Here is a 16,343-nt window from a genome sequence, read left to right as displayed (position 1 = left end):
CTTGCCGTTCAGCTCTTGCCGACCAGCGGGCAGCCGCCCTGGCTCATCGGCTTGAACGCCTGGTCGCCGGGGATCGTCGCGAGCCTGTTGTAGACGTCCCAGGGGCCCTTCGACTCGGAGGGCTTCTTCACCTCGAACAGGTACATGTCGTGGATCGTGCGGCCGTCGGGCCGGATCATGCCCTTGCCGAACAGCGGGTCGTCGGTCGGGTTGGCCTTCATCCACTCCATCACGACCTTCGGATCCTTCGACTTCGTCGCCGAGACGCCCTTCAGGTAGTGCATCATCCCGCCATAGACGCCCGCCTGGTTCATGCTCGGCATGTTGCCGTTCGCCCGCTTGGCGAAGCGCTGCGAGAAGGCCCGGGTGCCGTCGTTCAGGTCCCAGTAGAAGGCTTCCGTGAGCACCAGCCCCTTGGCGATGTCGAGGCCGAGCGCCTTGGCGTCCTGGGCGTAGAACAGCAGGGCCGCGAGCTTCTGCCCGCCCTCCGTCAGGCCGAATTCGTGCGCCTGCTTGACGGCGTTGATCGTGTCGCCGCCGGCATTGGCGAGCCCGACCACCTTGGCGCCGGAGGCTTGGGCCTGGAGCAGGAAGGACGAAAAGTCGCTCGCCGGGAACGGCACCCGGGCGGAGCCCAGAACCTTGCCGCCGTTGCGCGTTACGACTGCGGCGGTCTCGCTCTGGAGCGACTGGCCGAACGCGTAGTCGGCGGTGAGGAAGAACCAGGTGTCGCCGCCGCGCTTGACCATGGCGCCGCCGGTGCCGTTGGCGAGCGCATAGGTGTCGTAGGTCCAGTGGACCGTGTTGGGCGAGCATTGCGGGCCGGTCAGGTCGGTGGTGCCGGCGCCCGAATTGATGAAGATCTTGTTCTTCTCGCGAGTGACCTGGCTCACCGCCAGCGCCACCGACGAGGTCGGCACGTCGAAGATCGCGTCGACCCCGTCGCGGTCGTACCATTGCCGGGCGATGCCGGCACCGACATCGGGCTTGTTCTGGTGATCGGCCGAGACGATCTCGACATGGATGGACTTGTCGATCGCCGCGAAATCCTCGGCGGCGAGCTGGGCCGCCGCGACCGAGCCCTTGCCGCCGATATCCGAGTAGACCCCCGACATGTCGTTCAGGATGCCGACCTTGACCGTCGTCTGGGCCGAGGCCGGCAAGGCCGCCAGCATCAGGCATCCGGCCGACAGGAGCAGCCGCTTCAGGGTGATCATGGATTCCTCCCGGGTGCGTTTGTTATCGTCCCAGGAGGGGCTACCGGAGCGAACCCGTCAAGCGCGGCGAGGGGATGGATGTCGGGGGCCGGACTGCGCCGCCGCCCGGCATATCGAGCGGCGGTTCCTCTTCTCCCCTCGGGCGCAGGGCTGTCCCGGGAAAGGAAAAAGCGCGGGTTTCCCCTCTCCCCGCGGGCGGGGAGAGGCCTTCGCCCCCCTCGTCGGGGGCGAAGGAAGCAGCGAACCGCAGGTTCGCCGCGAGGGTGAGGGGGAAGTGCCGAATGTGGCTCCTCCGAAAACACCCCCTCACCCTCGCTCCGGCTTCGCCTCCGCTCGTCACGACCCCGACGAGGGGGTCGTGACCCTCTCCCCGCCCGCGGGGAGAGGAGATTTCCCGCGCCTCGCCTTCCCTGCACAGCCTCCGCTCCTCGCTTTCCTCTCGACTGCCTATGCGATGAGAGGGGGGAGGTACGCCTTCTTTGTCGGAGCGGATCGCACGACTGCGGCATGGTCGCCGTCCCGACATCGGTTCTCACACCGACGCCGCCGCTTCGCCCAGGCGCACGCACCGCGCCGCATGCCCGGGCGCCACCGCCACCCGCGCCGGCAGGCCCTCGCGGCAGGCCGGCACGACGAGGCCGCAGCGGGGCTCGAACGGGCAGCCGGGGGGCGGGTCGGCGAGGTCCGGGGGCGAGCCCGGGATGGTGGCGAGCCGCACGCCCTTCGGCGAATCCGGGGTGATGCGGGAGGCGAGCAGCCCCTGCGTGTAGGGATGGGCCGGCGCACCGATCACCGTGCCGCTCGCGCCGACCTCGACGAGGTGGCCGCCATACATCACCGCCACCCGGTCGGCGACCTGCACCGCCACGCCGACATCGTGGGTGACGAAGATGACCGCGAGGCCGAGGTCGCGCTGGAGTTCGCGCAGGAGGAGCAGGATCTGGATCTGCACCGTGGCGTCCAGCGCCGTCGTCGGCTCGTCGGCGAGCAGCACCTTGGGCCGGCAGGCGAGCGCGAGCGCGATCATCGCCCGCTGGCGCATGCCGCCCGACATCTCGTGCGGATAGGCGTCGAGGCGGCGGGCCGGGGAGGGGATGTGGACCCGCTCGAACAGCTCCAGCGCGCGGGCCCGGCCCGCCGCGCGGGAGACGCCCTCGTGGCGCATCACGGCCTCGGCGATCTGGTCGCCGATGCGGTAGACCGGATCGAGGGCGAGGCCCGGATCCTGGAAGATCATCGCGACGGTGCCGCCGCGATAGGCCGAGAGCGCCTTGCGCTTGAGGGAGAGCACGTCGTGCCCGTCGACCCGGAGATGCCCGGCGATGCGGGTGCGGGATTCCGGCAGGAGCCGCATCAGGGCCCGGAGCGTCACGGACTTGCCCGAGCCGGATTCGCCGAGCAGCGCCAGGGCCTCGCCGGCCCGGATCGAGACATCGACCCCGCCGACCGCCCGGACGGGCTTGCGGCCGCCGAGGAAGTCCACCGTGAGGTCGCGGACCTCGATCAGGGCGTCGGACGTCGCGGTGTCGGAACTGCGCAGGGGTGCGTTCATGGGTTGCGCCTCACGCCGCCATCGGGACCGGGGGAGCCTTCGGGTGGCCGGAGCCCGCCGCCGCCATGTGGCAGGCGGCGGAATGGGCCGGCGCCACCGGGTCGAGGCCGGGCTCGCGGGTCCGGCAGACCTCGGCGGCGAACTGGCAGCGGGTGTGGAAGCGGCAGCCCGGGGGCGGGTTGATCGGGTTCGGGGGATCGCCGGTGAGCGGCGCCTCCTCGAGCCGCGCGTCCGGGTCGGTCGAGGGCTGGGAGGCCAGCAAAGCCGCCGTGTAGGGGTGGCGCGGGGTTCCCAGGATCGCGTCGGCCGGGCCGATCTCGGCGATCCGGCCGAGATACATCACCATCACCCGGTCCGACATGAAGCGCACGACGTTGAGGTCGTGCGAGATGAAGATGTAGGTCAGGCCGAATTCCTGCTTGAGGTCGGTGAGCAGGTTCAGCACCTGCGCCTCGACCGACTTGTCGAGGGCCGACACCGCCTCGTCGAGGATGAGGAGACGGGGTTCGAGGGCGAGCGCGCGGGCGATGTTGACCCGCTGGCGCTGGCCGCCCGAGACCTCGTGCGGGTAGCGCCCGCCGAAGCGCCGCGGCTCGAGGCCGACCCGGCGCAGGAGGTCGTGGGCCCGCGACAGGGCGGCCGCCGCGGACAGGCCGTGCGCCCGCGGGCCGAAGGCGACCGATTCCTCGACGGTGAGACGGGGGTTCAGCGAGGCGTAGGAATCCTGGAAGACCATCTGCACCTGGCGGCGATAGGCCTTCAGGTCGAGGGCGCGGGAGCCGAGCAATTCGCCGTCGAAGACGATGTCGCCCTTGTCCTGCCGAGAAATCTGCATCAGCAGGCGCGCCGTCGTCGACTTGCCGCAGCCGGATTCGCCGACGACGCCGAGCGTCTCGCCCTTCATCACGGAAAAATCGACGCCGTCGACGGCGCGCACCGCCGGGCCCTTGCCGAACAACCCGCCCTTGCCGGGAAAGTGCTTCACCAGGCCGTCGACGGTCAGCAGCGGCTGCGCGGGACCGCCGCGGTCGCGGGGATCGAGGTCGGTCACTGGCGCACCTCCATGGCCGAGCGCAGGCCGTCCGACAGCAGGTTGAAGGAGATCGAGGTCAGGAAGATCATCACGCCGGGCAGCGCCGCCACGACCGGGTTGACGTAGATCGCGGTGCGCAGGGTGTTGAGCATCAGGCCCCATTCCGGCTCCGGCGGCTTCACGCCGAGGCCGAGGAAGGACAGGCCCGAGGCCAGGATCATCGAGACCGAGATGAGGCTCGTGGCGTAGACGAAGACGGGGCCGAGCACGTTGCCCAGCACCTGCACCCGCACCACCGTGAACGGGTTCGCGCCCGAGACCCGGGCCGCCTCGACGTAGTCGCGGTTGCGGATCTGCACCGTGACGCTTTCCGCCACGCGGGTGATCTGCGGCACGAACACGACGGTGAGCGACACGATGGAGTTGAGGATGCCCGCACCCAGCGCGCCCGACAGCGCGATGGCGAGGAGCACCGAGGGGAAGGCGAAGAACACGTCGACCACGCGCATGATCACGGTGTTGACCCAGCCGCCGGCATAGCCCGCCAGGATGCCGAGGCCCGAGCCGACGAAGAACGCGATGACGACCGGCAGCACGCCCATGAAGAGGGAGAGGCGGCCGGCATAGAGCAGGCGCGTGAGCATGTCGCGGCCGAGCTCGTCCGAGCCGAGCCAGTAGGTCGCATCCCCGACATGGCGCAGGCGCCGGACCATCGAGCCCTTGAACGGGTCCATCGGCGCGATGAGCGGCGCGAAGATCGCCGCCAGCACGATGGCGAGGATGACGCAGGCGGCGGCCATCGCCACCGGATCGCGCAGGAGACGGCGCAGCACGCTGCCCCAGTAGCCGCGCGAGGCGACCGCCGGGATCTCCGGGGCGGCGACCGCCGCGACCGGATCGCCCGTGGCGAGGGAGGTCTGAACATTCATCGGGTCAGGCCCTCTCGATGCGGGGGTCCAGCGCGGTCTGCACCACGTCGACCAGGAGGTTGAGGGTGACGAAGAACATCGCGAGCACCAGGATCGTGCCCTGCAGCAGCGGCAGGTCGCGCTGGAAGATCGCGGCGTTGAGGAGGAAGCCGGTACCCGGCCAGGCAAATACGGTCTCGATCAGGATCGAGCCGCCGAGCAGGTAGCCGAGCTGCAGCCCCATGATGGCGATGGCGGTCGGCGCCGCGTTCTTGACGACGTGACGGAAGACGCCGAATTCCGACAGGCCCTTGGCGCGGAGCGCCTGGACGAAGTCCTGATGCAGGATGTCGCCGACCAGCGCCCGGACGGTGCGGGAGATCACCCCCATGGGGATCACCGACATGGTGATGGCCGGCAGCAGGATGTAGCGCAGGTGCTCGAGGTCCGGGAACCAGTTGCCCGAGCCTTGCGGCCCCGCGCCCGTCGGCGGCAGCCAGCCGAGGGTGGCCGAGAAGATGATCACCAGCACGATGCCGAGCCAGTAATGCGGCACGCTGACCCCGAACACCGCGATGGCCGAAGCCACCCGGTCGAGCCAGGAATCGCGGGCATAACCGGCGACGAAGCCGAAGAAGGTGCCGAAGGTGAAGCCGATCAACGTCGCCATCGAGGCGAGGATCAGGCTGTTGCCGACGGCGCGGCCGACCTCCGACAGGACCGGGCGGCCGGTGGCGATCGAGGTGCCGAGGTCGCCGTGCAGGATCTTCCAGAGCCACAGGCCGTATTGCACCGGCAGCGGCTTGTCGAAGCCGTAGGCCGACCGCATCTGCGCCTGCATCTCGGCGGTGGCGTCGACCGGCAGGATCGCGCTCAGGGGATCGCCGGGGGCGAGATGGACGAGGAGGAAGCACACCAGGCTGACGCCCAGGGCGACCGGGGCGGCGTAGCCGATGCGCTTGAGGATGAAGAGGATCATGGGAACGGCGCCGGTTGTCGGGGTCGTAGCCCGCCGGGCGGGGGCCAGGCGAGGTCGTGATCTGTCAAAGCCGTCGTCATGCGGTCTGTCCCACCCTCAACCTCATCCTGAGGTGCGGGCGATCGAAGATCGCTGAGCCGCGAAGGAGGGCTCCAGAAGCCTTGCGATCTCTGGAGCCCTCCTTCGAGGTCAGTCCATCGACGATGGACTGACACCTCAGGATGAGGCCGCTGGGGGACCGAGAGTGAAAATCGACCGGCTCTTGTTTTCTCGAACCAATTCGAGTGAGCGGTTGTCTACTTCGCCATGGTGATCGGCGAAAAGTCCTGGAACCAGCTCTGGGCCTGGACGAAGCCCTGGACCTTCTTGCTCATCGCCCGCGGGTTGACGTCGTGGGTGACCATCAGGAACAGGGCGTCATCCACGAACTTCTCGTGGATCTTCTGCAGCACCGCGACCTGGTCCTTCGGCTCGAAGGTCGCCCGGACCTCGTCGAACAGCTTGTCCATCGCCGGGTCGCAGTAATAGCCCCAGTTGGTGCCGTTCGGCGGCGCCAGGTTGCACTGGGCGTGGCGGATGAAGGCGGTGAACGGGTCCTGGATCAGGTAGGAGTAGTTCATCGCGGTGCCGCCGCGGGCACTGTCGGACTTGGAGCCGGCACGCCAGATGTTGATCAGCGTGTTCCACTCCACGACCTCGTAATCGACCTTGATGCCGACCTCCGCGAGGTTCTGCTGGATGAACTCGTTCATCGGCAGCGGCTGCATCTGGCCCGAGCCCGAGGCCGAGATCAGCACCTTGGTGGAGATCGGCTTGCTCGGGCCGTAGCCGGCCTCCTTCAGCAGCTTTTTGGCGGCTTCCGGATCGTACGACAGCTTGAAGGTCGGCTTGCCGAACCACGGATGGCCGGGGGTCAGGAAGCCCTCCGCCGGGGTGGCGAGGCCGCCCAGAAACTCCTTCAGGCCCTCGCGGTCGATGGCGAGGTTGGCGGCCTTGCGCACACGGACGTCGTTCCACGGCGAGCCCTCGGCCCGCGACAGGTGCCAGGTCCAGTTATGCGGATAGAGGTTGGTGACGAGGGCAAAGCCCGCGGCCTTGAGCGAGGGCACCGCGTCCGGCGCCGGCGCCTCGATCCAGTCGACCTGGCCGGAGCGGAGCGCGGCCACCCGGGCGTTGGCCTCCGGCAGCGGGACCAGCACCATCTTGTCGAGCTTCGGGACCCGGCCCTTGTCCCAGTATTCCTTGTTCGGCGCCAGTTCCAGGCGCTCGCGCGGCACGAAGCCCGTGACCTTCCACGGCCCGGTGCCGGAGGGCGCCTTGGCGACCGCGTCCCAGCTCTTGCCCTGCTTCTCCCAGTTGGCGGGAGACGACATCAGGATCCAGGCGAGCTGGTAGGGGAAGGTGGCGTCCGGGGTCTTGGTGACGATCTCGACCGTCATCGGGTCGACCACCTTGTAGGTGGCGACCGCCGGGATGCGGGTGCGCCCCTGCGCCGACTGGCGCGGGTCGAATTGCGGGCTGTCCGACTTCAGGAGCTTGTCGAGATTCCACACCACGGCATTCGCGTCAAAGGCCGAGCCGTCGTGGAAGGTGACGCCGGGGCGGAGCTTGAAGGTCCAGCGGGTCTTGTCGGCGGGGTCGATCGACCAGGAGGTGGCGAGGCCCGGCGTCAGCTCGGAGGCCTTGTCGGCCCGGCTCAGGTCCCAGTTGATGAGCGCGTCGTATACCGTGTAGCCGGTGAAGCGCATGCCCTCGCCACCGTTGTCCGCCTGGCCGGTGGTGAGCGGGATGTCGGACGCGGTCATGCCGATGCGCAGCACGCCCTGCGCGCTCGCGGGCCCCGTTAGTGCCAGGGCGAGGGCGAGGCCGGACAGGGTCCGCCCGAGCGCGGACCGGCGCAGGAGCGGGTGGGTGAGCAGCGGCATCGTCGATCGTCTCCGTGGCGGTTCAACGGACGACGGAACTGCAAGAGCCCTGCCAACCCCCGTGACGATGCCGGCCGCGATTTCCTGGAACTGGAATGCCTAAATTCTAGGCTGCCTCGTTCATAGGCTAACAACCTGCCGCAAAGCTGCCTTCACGAGAGGCAGGCCTCGGCCCGAGCCGCATCGATCTGGCGATCGGCGACGAGATGCGCCAAGCCGTGGACTAGGGCCCAGGCGCGCAGGGCCTCACGCTCGGCGCCGCCCGAGGTATCGCGCTCCGCCACCACGTTCCGCAACGCCCCGAACGCCGCGCCGGAGGCCTCCGCGAGGTCGGGATGCGCCGCCTTCTCGACTACCCCGCCGAACATCAGCCGGAAGGTCGCCCGGTCGGCATCGGCAAAGCGCAGATAGGCCCGGCCGAGGGCGGCGAGCCGCTCGGGGCCCTCGGCACGATTGCCGGCCTCGTCGAGCGTGCGGCGGAGCGCCCGGAATCCCTCGGCGGCGAGCGCCGCCAGCAATGCGTCGCGGCTCGCGAAGTGCCGGTAGGGCGCATTGTGCGACACGCCGGCGAGCCGCGCCGCCTCGCGGAGGGTCACGGCCTCGGCCCCGCCGGATCGCAGGAGCTCCTGCGCCGCCGCGATCAGGCTGCGGCGCAGGTCGCCGTGATGGTAGGCCGTCCCGCCCTCGTATGTTGACAATGCCCACATGCCCCGTATGTTGCGTCTGTCAACATACGCGCGCCGGACGCCGCCGCAAGCCGCGACAGCCGGGGTACACCGTGGATCGGGTGTCCGCCATGACCCTCCAGCCGCTGCTCCAGGCCTCGCCGACGATCCAGGCCCACGCTGCGGCAGCCATCGCCGCCCTGGTGCTCGGGACCCTTCAATTCGGGCTCGAGCGGGGCGGGGCATGCCACCGGTGGATGGGCCGGGTCTGGGTCGGGCTGATGGCGGTGGTGGCGCTGAGTTCGTTCGGCATCTCGGGCCTGCGCCAGTTCGGACCGTTCAGCTGGATCCACCTCCTGTCGGTGTTCACGCTGGCGGCTCTGGTCCGTGGCGTGCGGCACGCACGCCACGGCGAGATCGCGGCCCATCGCTGGACCATGATCGCGCTCTATCTCGGGGCGCTGGTGATCACGGGCCTGTTCACCCTGTCGCCCGGGCGGATCATGGGCCGCGTCGTGTTCGGGTGAGGGCAGGCGCGTCAGCGCCGCCCCGCACCGAGCCGGTCGCGATCCATCGCCACCGGCGGCCGCGTCTGCGGCGCCCGCAGCAGGCGGTCGCGGCTCAGGCCCTTGTGGACGTGGACCATCAGGGCGATGCCGAAGAGCGGCGTGATCAGGTTGACGATCGGCACCAGCATCAGCCCGGCCAGCAGCGCCCCGGCGAGCATCACGGTGGCGCTGTGGTGGCGCCGCATGGCGCCCGCCTCCGAGAGGGGCCGGAACCGGGCGGCGGCGAGCTCGAAATATTCGCGCCCGAGCAGGTAGGTGTTGGCGAGGAAGAACGCCGCCACGTTGATGCCCGGCACGAGCAGCAGCGCCAGGGCCGCGAGGTTCACGGCGAGCGCGAGGCCGGCAAAGCGCACCGTGTAGAGCATCGCCTGGCCGAGCGGCATCGCCTGGCCCGGCACCTCGTCGGGGAAGTCGGTCCGCTCGACGATCGCGGCGGCATCGTCGAGGAAGTAGCCTGCAACCAGGATCGAGACCGGCGGCAGGATGTAGGCGAGGCCGACGAACAGCCCGGCCCCGGCCAGGAACGACGCCACGGCGTTGACCATGGCGTAGTCGGTCGAGATCGGGTGGGCGGCGATCAGCGCCGCGATGCCCTTGGAGAGGCCGAACCAGATCAGGGCCAGGAGCCCGACCGTGAGGCCGAGGGACTTCCACAGGATCTGGCGGAGCGGCGGGGAAAAGACCTGCCGCAGGGCCGCGAAGGCGGCGTTGATGAGCATCGAAGCCTCGGGGATGGACCGCGCCGCCGTTCACTTGATGTCGAACGGCCCCGTCGTCCAGGGGCAACCTGTGCGGCGGGCGAACCGCGCCTCGCTTCGCGGGTTGAGGCACCACAGCATGGCGCCCGCGCCGCGAGGAGGCTCGACCGATGGACATCGCCGTAGACAAGGTCAGTGAATTCATCCTGCGGGCCCGCGCCCTCGACGTGAAGGAGGGCCTGAGCGATCCCGATTCCGGCTCGAACCCGATCGACGACGGCGCCCGCGACGTGCTGGTCGACGGCACCGACGACGCCACCGAGGAGGAGCTGCGCGAGATGATCGCCGGCCTCAACGACGACGAGCGCGCCGACCTCGTGGCGCTCCTGTTCGTCGGTCGCGGCGACATGGAGCCCGAAGAGTTTCCCGATGCGGTGCGGCTCGCCCGCGAGCGCGAGGCCGCCGGCACCCGTACCGCCGACTACCTGCTCGGCATCCCGAATGTCGGCGACCTTCTCGACGAGGGGATGGCGGCGATGGGCCTGAGCAGCACCGTCTGATCCTGGCCCGCGCTACCCGAGGCGTACCCCGACATCGCCTTCGCGCTCCAGCCAGGCACGGAACGCAAGGGCGAGCGGGTCGTTCGCCCGCTCCTCGGGGAGATAGGTGCAGTAGCTCCGGGCCGGCAGCGCCGGTCCGGCGAACGGCGCGACGAGGCGGCCCCGCGCCAGGTCGTCCGCCACCAGGGCGGTCGGCCCCATCGCGACGCCGAGCCCGTCGAGGGCCGCCTGCAGCGTCAGGTAGAAGTGGTCGAGGACCACTGTCGCGGCCGGGTCGAGCCCGGCCCGGCCGGCCCGGGCCAGCCAATCGGCCCAGAGCCGCGGCAGGCTCAGCGTGTGCAGGAGCGTGTGCCGCGCGAGGTCCTCGCAGCGCCGCAGCGGGATCCGGTCCATGAGAACCGGGCTGCAGACCGGCAGGCGCTCCTCGGCCAGGAAGGGCGCGGCCCTGAAGCCGTAGAACGTGTCGGGCCCACCCCGGATGATCACGTCGAACGGATCGCCGAGGGCTTCGGGCGACGCGTTCGAGGTCTCGAGCCGGACCTCGACACCCGGATGCTCCGCGCGAAACCGCGCCAGCCGGGGCACCAGCCAGCGCAGCGCGAAGGTCGCCGGGGCGCTGACCCGCAGCACCGCCCGGTCGTCCTGTCCGAACCGCTCCGTCGCCGCGGCGATCCGGTCGAGGGCGGGGCCGATCCCGGCGAGGTACGACCGGGCGGCGTCGGTCGGCACGATCCGCCGGTTGTGGCGGGTGAACAGCGGCGCGCCCAGCCATCCTTCGAGGACGCGGACATGCTGGCCGACCGCGCCCTGGGTCACGCCGAGCTCGCCGGCAGCCTCCTTGAAGCTCCCGCGGCGGGCGGCGGCCTCGAAGGCCCGCAGGGCATTGAGCGGGGGCAGGGACCGCGGCATCGACGCGAATTCCTCTCAGAAGAGTTTTTCTGATCTTGTTGCCGCAGATTACTGGTTTGTCGCGCCGGTTCGCAACAGTTAGCCTCACCCGATCCTTACGGACGGCTCTCTATCGCGAGTCGGCCGTCATCTCATCGCCTCGCGCTGCGCAGGCTGGATTCGGGCCACCACCCATGACACCCCTCGTCCTGGCCGGCGTCACGCTGGCGGCGATCCTGCACGCCGGCTGGAATGCGGTGCTGCGCGGCGGCAGCGACCGGCTGTGGTCGATGACGCTGATGATGATCGCGGTCGGCGGCGCCAGTGCGGCCGCATTGCCGTTCCTGCCCTGGCCCGCCCCGGCGAGCTGGCCCTACATCGTCGCCTCGGCGGTGATCCACGCGGCCTACAACCTCTCCCTCGTGCGCGCCTACCGGTCGGGGGAGCTGGGCCAGATCTACCCGGTCTCGCGCGGGTCCTCGCCGGTCCTGGTCGCGCTCGGCGCCGCGGCCTTCGCGCAGGAGCGCCTGACCGTCCCGGCGGTGATCGGCATCGCCCTCGTCTCCGGCGGGATCCTGTCCCTGGCTCTCCAGGGCGGGCGTCCGCCGGATGGCCAAAGGACGGGGGGATTCCTGCCGGCCGCCCTCGTCACCGGGGCGCTCATCGGTGCCTACACGGTGGTCGACGGAATCGGGGTGCGGCTCGCCGGGAACAGCCTCGCCTACGCCAACAGCATGTTCCTGCTCTGGAGCGTGACGACGCCGGTGATCTACCTGTTTGGCCGCCAGCGGCCCCCGGCCTACACGCGCGGCCAGACCATGGCGGCGCTCGGCGGCGGCCTCGTCTCGATCGTCGCCTACGGCATCGTGATCGCGGCGATGCAGTCCGGCGCGATGGGCGTCGTCTCGGCGCTGCGCGAGACGAGCGTGGTCTACGCCGCACTCATCGGCCGGCTCTTCCTGAACGAGCGGCTGACCGCCCGCCGGATCGCCGCCTGCCTGGCGATCGCCGGCGGGGCGGCCTGCCTGGCCTACCCCGCCGGGTGAGGGCGGCTATTCCGCCGCCGCGCGGTGCGGCTCGGGCGCCCGATGCACCACCGGCACCGCCGGCGCGCCCTCCCAGCGGGAATTGGCCGGGATGCTCTCGCCCTTCATCACGATGGTGAGGGGGCGCAGCTGGGCGTAATCGCCGACCTTGGTGTCGTAGAGCACCGTCGCAAAGGCGCCGACGCTGACGCCGCGGCCGACCTCGACCCGGCCGACCTTCATCACCCGGTCCTCGTAGAGGTGGGTCTGGAGCGCCGACATCCGGTTGACCGAGGCGAAGTCGCCGATGGTGACGCAATCGAACTCGGTGATGTCGGTGGCGAGCATGCACACGCCCTCGCCGGTGCGGGTGCCGAACAGCCGCAGCACCCAGGGCAGGAACGGCGTGCCCATCAGGTGCTCGAGCAGCACCTTGCCGGCGAGACCCCAGTACATCACCGCCACCGCCTCGGTGCGCATCGCCCACCACGACCACATCGGGTGCATGCCGGGCTCGTAGCGGCCCATCAGCAGCCACTTCACGGCGATGACCACGAGGGTCTGCAGCACCGCGATCACCACGCTGGTGGCGACGAAGCCGACGGCGAGCCCGCCCCAGTCGCCGGCCAGGATCGCCGGGTAAAAGATGAAGTCGATCGCCAGGATGGCGAAGGTGATGAACAGCATCGGCGAGAACGAGGAGGTGAAGGCCTCGAACACGCCGCGGCGGACCCGCGGCCAGATCCCGGGCTCGAAGGTCTGGGCCTGGCCGAGATCGACCTTCTGCCGGACCGGCAGCTTGATCGGCGGCGAGCCGAACCAGGTCTCGCCGGGCGCCATGCGGTCGTTGGCCGGCGGCTTCGACTTGATGCCGATCAGCACGTCGTCCGGAATGATGGCGCCGGGCGGCACCACCGCGTCGTTGCCGACGAAGACCCGGGCCCCGGTGCGGACCGGGGCCAGCTCCATCACGCCGCGGCGCACCTCCTCCTCGCCGTAGACGACCTCGTCGGCGATGAAGTTGCGCGCGCCCACTTCCGCGAGGTCGTAGCGGCCGGCGAGGTTCGTCGAGATCTCGGCGCCCTGGCCCATCCCGGCGCCCATCAGCCGGTACCAGGCCCGCATGTAGACCGTGGCGAAGAGCGACGAGAGGGTTTCCAGCGTCACCTCGGCGGCGAGCGCCACCGCCCATTTGCGCAGGTAGACGCCGCTATGGATCGAGTAGCTGCCCTCGCGCAGGCGCGGCAGCACCAGCCAGCGGATGCCGGCGATGAGCCCGACCGTGCCGGCGGTCATCAGCATCGCGGTCGGCCAGGTCAGCAACGGCAGGTACCAGTGGTAATCCACGTCGGTCATCGTCGCCAGCGAATCGCTGATCTGGTCGAAGATGTAGAAGGCCGGGAAGATCGGCAGCAGGCCGACCGCCGGGATCGCCGCCAGCAGCACGGCGTAGATCGCGAAGAACGCGGCCCGGCGCTGGGCCGAGACCTCGGGCTCCGGATGGATCTCCGAGAGATCGACCATGCCGACCTTGCGGCCCGGCGAGCCGTCCCAGGCCTCGGCGCGGCCGACGACGGTCCCGGACGGCACGGTGGTGAGGTCGGCCAGTTCCGCGTGGTCCTCGATCCGGGTGTCGTAGCCGACGACGCAGGAGGTGCCGATGGCCACGTCGTCGCCGATCGACACGGGTCCGATGACCAGTTCGTTGCCGACCACCTCGGCATTGGCGAGCGTCAGCCGGCCCCCCAGCGAGGCGCCGCGCCCGATGCTGACGAGATCCGGCGCCCCGATCTCGATGTCGGAGATCAGCGCATCCTCGCCGACCTTGGCGCCCAGCAGCCGCAGGTAGATGCGGATCATCGGCGAGCCCTGGAGCCACTTGACGTGGACCAGCGGCGTCAGGCGCTGGGTCAGCCACCAGCGGAAATAGTAGGTGCCCCAGAGCGGGTAGCGCCCGGGCTTGGTCCGCCCCAGCACCAGCCACTTCACCGCAATGGCGATCAGCGCGGTGGCGGCGTTGAGGCCGATATAGACCAGCAGCAGCACCGCCATCTCGGAGAAGAAGCCGAGCTCGCCGCCGGTGATCAGCAGGTAGGTGACGAAGATGCCGAGCCACTGCGCGGTGGCGAGCGTGATCACGAAGGGCAGGACGGCGGCTTGCGCGAGACCGCACAGGAAGCGGCGCATGAGCGGCGGCGGCTCGAAGGACAGGTCGTGGGTCGCGGCGGCCGCGCCCGCCCCGCCGGTGCGGGCGATCAGGGTCTCGGACATCGCCCGCAAGGTCCGCCCGTTATAGACGTCCTGGAGCGTGATCGCGGCGAGCGCCGGCACCGTCCGCACCGCCGAGACGAAGCGGGCGGCAAGCAGCGAGTGGCCGCCGAGATCGTTGAAGAAGTCGGCTTCGAACGGGATCGGCTGGTTGCCGAACACCGTGTGGGCGGCGGCGAGCAACGCGGCTTCGGTCTCGTCCCGGGGCTCCTCCTGCTCGCCGGAGGTCTCGACCACGGCGAGCGGCCGGGCGCGAAGCGCCTTGCGGTCGACCTTGCCGGAGGCGGCCAGCACGGGGAGGCTCTCCACCACCTCGAAATGCGCCGGGATCATGTAGGGCGGCATCGTCTCGGCGAGCGCCGCGCGCAGGCGCCCGCGATCGAACTCCGTGCCCCGCTCGGGAACCACGAAGGCCACCAGCCGGTCGACGCCGTCATCCTGGCGCAGCACCACCGCCGCCGAGGCGATGCCCGGCTGGACCCGGATCCGCGACTCGATCTCGCCGAGCTCGACCCGGAAGCCGCGGACCTTCACCTGGTCGTCGATGCGGCCGTGGAAGACGATCCGGCCGGCGGAATCGAGGGAGACCGCGTCGCCCGAGCGGTAGAGCACCGGGTCCGACCCGTCGCCGCCATACGGGTTGGCGACGAACTTTTCCGCCGTCAGTTCCGGCCGGGCGAGGTAGCCCTTGGCGATGCCGGGACCGCCGATCAGGAGTTCGCCCTGCACGCCGGGCCCGACGAGGTTCAGGGCCTCGTCGGCGATGTAGGCGGTGTAGTTGGCGATCGGCCCACCGATGGTGACGGGGTCGCCGGGCTTCATCTCGGCGGCGGTCGCTACGACGGTCGCTTCGGTCGGCCCGTAGGTATTGAACAGCTTTCGCGAGCCGGTAGCCCAGCGGGCGATCAGCGGCTCGGGGAGCGCCTCGCCGCCGAGCAGGATCAGCCGTAAGGCAGGCACGTCCTTGGTCATCAGGCCGAGAAGCGTCGGCACCGTATCGAGCACCGTGATGCCGGCCTCGTTGAGGATGTCCGGCAGGGCCTCGGCGTCGCCCATCTGGGCCGGGCTCGCCACGAACAGGGTCGCACCGGCGAGATACGGAACCCAAATCTCCTCCATCGAGAGATCGAAGGCGACCGAGGCGCCCTGAAAGACCACGTCGTCACTGGCAACGCCGTAGAGGTCGTTGGCCGAGCGCAGGAAGTGGCAGATGTTGCGGTGGCTGATGACGATGCCCTTCGGCACGCCGGTCGAGCCGGAGGTGTAGATCAGGTAGGCCGGGTGCTCGGGGGTGAGGCCGGCGGCCCGCAGGTCGGGCGCCGGGCCGCCGGCTCCCGCGGCGATCTCGTCGGGGGTGAGGGCCGGGCAGGCCTCGGCCGGCGCCTTGTCCTTGAGGGCGGGCGAGACGACCAACGCCTTGGCGTCGCAATCCTTCAGGCAGACGGCGACCCGGTCGGAGGGCGCCTCGGCATCGAAGGGCAGCCAGGCCGCGCCCGCCTTGGTGATGCCGATCTGCGCCACCAGCAGGTCGAGGGAGCGCGCCATCCACAGGCCGACCACGTCGCCGGGCCCGATGCCGCGGGCCGCGAGGCCCGCGGCGATCGCGTCGGAGCGACGATCGACCTCGGCATAGGTCAGGCGGGTGCGGGACGCCGCGTCGGACCCGCTCGCCGCGTCGATCAGCGCCGGGTGATCGGGCCGCGCCCGGGCGGTGTCGCGAAAGATCTCGGCCAGCACCTCGTCGCGGATCAGGTCCGGCCGCACGGGGCCGCGCAGCACCGCCGCGCCCGTGGGCGGAACGGCCGTCTGGCGCGTCCCGGGGCTGGACGGACGAACGGTCCCGGCGGTGTGGTTCATCAAGCGACTCCGCTGGCCCGCCTCGGGCCATTGAGCTTAACCAGGGCGCCGGCGCGGCTCCGGGATGGAGGCCGGCGGACGGGTCTCGCCCGCGTCAGGTAGCGGACGGGCGGTGCACGGGGAGGTGGACGAGAACCGGGGCCGGTTCAAGGCACCGGCGCCGGTTCACGGCACGGGCCGTCCCAAAAACCTCCGGCGG

Annotated in this window: 13 protein-coding genes; 3 read left to right on the top strand and 10 right to left on the bottom strand. The window is 70.4% G+C overall.

The window, feature by feature from the left end; all coding sequences use genetic code 11:
• Nucleotides 1-8: 8 nt before the first annotated feature.
• The 7 genes from QR78_RS19150 to QR78_RS19120 all read right to left on the bottom strand — a co-directional run bounded on the left by QR78_RS19150 (nucleotide 9) and on the right by QR78_RS19120 (nucleotide 8,321).
• Complete coding sequence (locus tag QR78_RS19150; protein WP_048429159.1) at nucleotides 9-1,217, bottom strand: ABC transporter substrate-binding protein; 1,209 nt, start codon at nucleotides 1,215-1,217, stop codon at nucleotides 9-11.
• Between the two features lie 532 nt (nucleotides 1,218-1,749).
• Nucleotides 1,750-2,769: an ABC transporter ATP-binding protein gene (locus tag QR78_RS19145; RefSeq protein WP_048429158.1), complete on the bottom strand. Its 1,020-nt coding sequence runs from the start codon at nucleotides 2,767-2,769 to the stop codon at nucleotides 1,750-1,752.
• Nucleotides 2,770-2,779: 10 nt separating this feature from the next.
• Nucleotides 2,780-3,820: an ABC transporter ATP-binding protein gene (locus QR78_RS19140; RefSeq protein WP_048429157.1), complete on the bottom strand. Its 1,041-nt coding sequence runs from the start codon at nucleotides 3,818-3,820 to the stop codon at nucleotides 2,780-2,782.
• Complete coding sequence (locus QR78_RS19135) at nucleotides 3,817-4,731, bottom strand: ABC transporter permease (protein WP_048429156.1); 915 nt, start codon at nucleotides 4,729-4,731, stop codon at nucleotides 3,817-3,819. The genes QR78_RS19140 and QR78_RS19135 overlap by 4 nt, the downstream gene beginning before the upstream one ends.
• Before the next feature lie 4 nt (nucleotides 4,732-4,735).
• Nucleotides 4,736-5,689, bottom strand: coding sequence for an ABC transporter permease (locus QR78_RS19130; RefSeq protein WP_048429155.1), 954 nt, complete (start codon nucleotides 5,687-5,689; stop codon nucleotides 4,736-4,738).
• Between the two features lie 296 nt (nucleotides 5,690-5,985).
• Nucleotides 5,986-7,614 (bottom strand): ABC transporter substrate-binding protein, encoded by a 1,629-nt coding sequence (locus tag QR78_RS19125; RefSeq protein WP_082171855.1) that lies wholly within the window; start codon nucleotides 7,612-7,614, stop codon nucleotides 5,986-5,988.
• Nucleotides 7,615-7,766: 152 nt separating this feature from the next.
• Nucleotides 7,767-8,321 (bottom strand): TetR/AcrR family transcriptional regulator, encoded by a 555-nt coding sequence (locus QR78_RS19120; RefSeq protein ID WP_048429154.1) that lies wholly within the window; start codon nucleotides 8,319-8,321, stop codon nucleotides 7,767-7,769.
• 89 nt (nucleotides 8,322-8,410) lie between these two features.
• Between QR78_RS19120 and QR78_RS19115 the strand changes: the two genes are divergently transcribed.
• Nucleotides 8,411-8,806, top strand: coding sequence for a DUF2306 domain-containing protein (locus tag QR78_RS19115; protein WP_048429153.1), 396 nt, complete (start codon nucleotides 8,411-8,413; stop codon nucleotides 8,804-8,806).
• A gap of 11 nt (nucleotides 8,807-8,817) precedes the next feature.
• Here the strand turns inward: QR78_RS19115 and QR78_RS19110 are convergent, their stop codons facing one another.
• Entirely contained in the window at nucleotides 8,818-9,567 is a 750-nt protein-coding gene (locus tag QR78_RS19110) for a sulfate transporter family protein (protein WP_048429152.1), read from the bottom strand.
• 149 nt (nucleotides 9,568-9,716) lie between these two features.
• On the opposite strand from QR78_RS19110, the gene QR78_RS19105 reads away from it, so the two are divergent.
• Complete coding sequence (locus tag QR78_RS19105; RefSeq protein ID WP_048429151.1) at nucleotides 9,717-10,106, top strand: DUF3775 domain-containing protein; 390 nt, start codon at nucleotides 9,717-9,719, stop codon at nucleotides 10,104-10,106.
• 12 nt (nucleotides 10,107-10,118) lie between these two features.
• On the opposite strand, the gene gcvA is transcribed toward QR78_RS19105, so the two are convergent.
• Nucleotides 10,119-11,015, bottom strand: coding sequence for a transcriptional regulator GcvA (gene gcvA, locus QR78_RS19100; RefSeq protein WP_048429150.1), 897 nt, complete (start codon nucleotides 11,013-11,015; stop codon nucleotides 10,119-10,121).
• A gap of 173 nt (nucleotides 11,016-11,188) precedes the next feature.
• On the opposite strand from gcvA, the gene QR78_RS19095 reads away from it, so the two are divergent.
• A complete protein-coding gene (locus QR78_RS19095; protein WP_048429149.1) occupies nucleotides 11,189-12,040 on the top strand; it encodes an EamA family transporter in 852 nt (283 codons plus the stop codon).
• A 6-nt stretch (nucleotides 12,041-12,046) separates the two neighbouring features.
• Here QR78_RS19095 and QR78_RS19090 read toward each other — a convergent pair whose 3' ends face one another.
• Nucleotides 12,047-16,144, bottom strand: coding sequence for a Pls/PosA family non-ribosomal peptide synthetase (locus tag QR78_RS19090; protein WP_048429148.1), 4,098 nt, complete (start codon nucleotides 16,142-16,144; stop codon nucleotides 12,047-12,049).
• Nucleotides 16,145-16,343: the final 199 nt, after the last annotated feature.

It is taken from the genome of Methylobacterium indicum, assembly GCF_001043895.1.
Lineage (GTDB): Bacteria > Pseudomonadota > Alphaproteobacteria > Rhizobiales > Beijerinckiaceae > Methylobacterium > Methylobacterium indicum.
The sequence above is the reverse complement of the archived record's forward strand: the minus strand, read 5'-3'. Positions and strand labels throughout refer to the sequence as shown.

Excerpts from the sequence above, each read along its gene's own strand:
- QR78_RS19120 (WP_048429154.1), bottom strand. The coding sequence starts at position 8,321 with ATGTGGGCATTGTCAACATACGAGGGCGGGACGGCCTACCATCACGGC.
- QR78_RS19110 (WP_048429152.1), bottom strand. The coding sequence starts at position 9,567 with ATGCTCATCAACGCCGCCTTCGCGGCCCTGCGGCAGGTCTTTTCCCCG.
- QR78_RS19090 (WP_048429148.1), bottom strand. The coding sequence starts at position 16,144 with ATGAACCACACCGCCGGGACCGTTCGTCCGTCCAGCCCCGGGACGCGC.
- QR78_RS19095 (WP_048429149.1), top strand. The coding sequence starts at position 11,189 with ATGACACCCCTCGTCCTGGCCGGCGTCACGCTGGCGGCGATCCTGCAC.
- QR78_RS19115 (WP_048429153.1), top strand. The coding sequence starts at position 8,411 with ATGACCCTCCAGCCGCTGCTCCAGGCCTCGCCGACGATCCAGGCCCAC.
- QR78_RS19150 (WP_048429159.1), bottom strand. The coding sequence starts at position 1,217 with ATGATCACCCTGAAGCGGCTGCTCCTGTCGGCCGGATGCCTGATGCTG.
- QR78_RS19130 (WP_048429155.1), bottom strand. The coding sequence starts at position 5,689 with ATGATCCTCTTCATCCTCAAGCGCATCGGCTACGCCGCCCCGGTCGCC.
- gcvA (WP_048429150.1), bottom strand. The coding sequence starts at position 11,015 with ATGCCGCGGTCCCTGCCCCCGCTCAATGCCCTGCGGGCCTTCGAGGCC.
- QR78_RS19125 (WP_082171855.1), bottom strand. The coding sequence starts at position 7,614 with ATGCCGCTGCTCACCCACCCGCTCCTGCGCCGGTCCGCGCTCGGGCGG.
- QR78_RS19135 (WP_048429156.1), bottom strand. The coding sequence starts at position 4,731 with ATGAATGTTCAGACCTCCCTCGCCACGGGCGATCCGGTCGCGGCGGTC.
- QR78_RS19145 (WP_048429158.1), bottom strand. The coding sequence starts at position 2,769 with ATGAACGCACCCCTGCGCAGTTCCGACACCGCGACGTCCGACGCCCTG.
- QR78_RS19105 (WP_048429151.1), top strand. The coding sequence starts at position 9,717 with ATGGACATCGCCGTAGACAAGGTCAGTGAATTCATCCTGCGGGCCCGC.